This is a genomic window from Streptomyces sp. NPDC059456 (assembly GCF_042750055.1).
Taxonomy (GTDB): domain Bacteria; phylum Actinomycetota; class Actinomycetes; order Streptomycetales; family Streptomycetaceae; genus Streptomyces.
The window spans coordinates 1-1,481 of record NZ_JBHYVA010001096.1 but is presented as its reverse complement, the minus strand read 5'-3'; the positions used below and the strand labels follow the sequence as shown (position 1 = coordinate 1,481).

Annotated in this window: 1 protein-coding gene and 1 pseudogene; both read right to left on the bottom strand. The window is 75.2% G+C overall.

Annotated elements, in window-relative coordinates; genetic code table 11:
* Positions 1–154: 154 nt before the first annotated feature.
* Positions 155–559 (bottom strand): hypothetical protein, encoded by a 405-nt coding sequence (locus ACFXA3_RS42445; protein WP_385196869.1) that lies wholly within the window; start codon positions 557–559, stop codon positions 155–157.
* A pseudogene (locus ACFXA3_RS42440) lies at positions 549–1,481 on the bottom strand (hypothetical protein); the annotation flags it as partial. The gene ACFXA3_RS42445 and the pseudogene ACFXA3_RS42440, both read right to left, overlap by 11 nt.

The following is a 1,481-nucleotide window of genomic DNA, read 5'->3' as shown; positions in this document are numbered from 1 at the left end:
GACCCGGCGCCGGGGCCCGCCGCCCCCCCCCCCCGCCGGCGGGCTCCGACGGCTCCGCCCGCCGTGCCGGGTCCGACGGCTGCGGGTCCTGCGGCCGCTCCCACTCCTGCGCGGTCGGGTTCCAGCGGGCGGGGCCGCTTCCCGGGGCCATGGCTCACCCCCCGGACGAGGTCAGCAGGGCGGCCAGCGCGGCGGCCGCGCTCACCGAGTCCACCAGCGGGGCCCACCGCTCCAGCACCCCGAGCAGCCGGGCGGGCAGGCCCGGCCGCACCTCCTCGCCCGCCTCCTCCAACTCCCCCGCCGCAGAATCCAGTTCGGCGTCGAGGGCGGCCCGTTCCGCGCTGCGCGGCAGCCGTACGAGGGCCGCCCGGAGGTCGCGTACGGCTTCCAGCAGCTGCTCCGCGGTCGGCCCCGCCGCGGCCGCGTCCGTCTCCGCACTCCCGTGGTTGACCGTGCTGTTGCTGACCTCCGTGCCGCCGATGCTGAAGGCGCTGCCCCGTACGTCGCCGATGCGCACCGAGGACTGCGGCGGCTGCCCGGCGTCTGCGTTACTGGCCACTTCTGCTCTCCTTGCCGGCGCGCACGCGCCCGTCCTTCCGTTCCGCCCTGGCCGTCGTCCCGTTGTTCACCGCGCTGTTGTGGCTCACTCCGTGGATCCCGAAGGCGCTGTTGTTCACCGACTGGATGAACACCCCGCCCTCCGCCACGTTGACCGCGCGCTCCGCGAACTCCTCGGTGTGCCAGCCCGCGTCGTGCAGGGCCAGCGTCACTCCGCCGACGATCCGCTCCTGGATGGTCTTCAGGTACCGGTCCAGGTCCATCAGCTGGAACAGCGATCCGTCCTCCTGCGAGGCCAGTTCGCGTACGGAGACGGCCGGTCCCGCCGCGTAGGCGACGGCGTGCCCGGCGGTCGCCAGCCGCCACGGGACCCGGCAGGCCCCGCCCAGCGTGGCGAGGGCGACGCCGAGGGAGCCGGGAGCGTGGGTGAGGGCCAGGAGCACCTTGGCGAGGGGAGTGTTGGCGCGGTGGCGCCGGGCGATGTCGTCGGCCCGCTGGAAGTCGGGCCGCACCGGCAGCAGTACGTGCGGCGCGACCTCCAGCATCAGCATCCCGCCCTGGGTGTGGACCCGGATGAACACGGTGATGACGAGGTTCTCGTCCCAGCCTCCGACCCGCACGCGCAGGAAGTGCCTGCGCCGCTCGCCGCCCTCCTCGACCGCGGCGGCGCGGTGCGCGGCGAAGGCCTCCTCGGACAGGTCGAGCGCGTACACGTCGGGCAGACCGGCGGCCGGAAGGAACACGCACTCGTCGACGACCAGCTCGCGCAGCCGGTCCAGCACGGCCTCGTCCGCCTCCTCGGAGCCGCGCGGTGACGGGATCCGCAGGGCCTCCAGCTTGGGCCGGATCTGCTCGATGATCCGCTCGTTGTCGAGGCGCCGGGGCCGGGTGCCGGCGCGCGGGCGCCGGTCGACGGGCAGCTG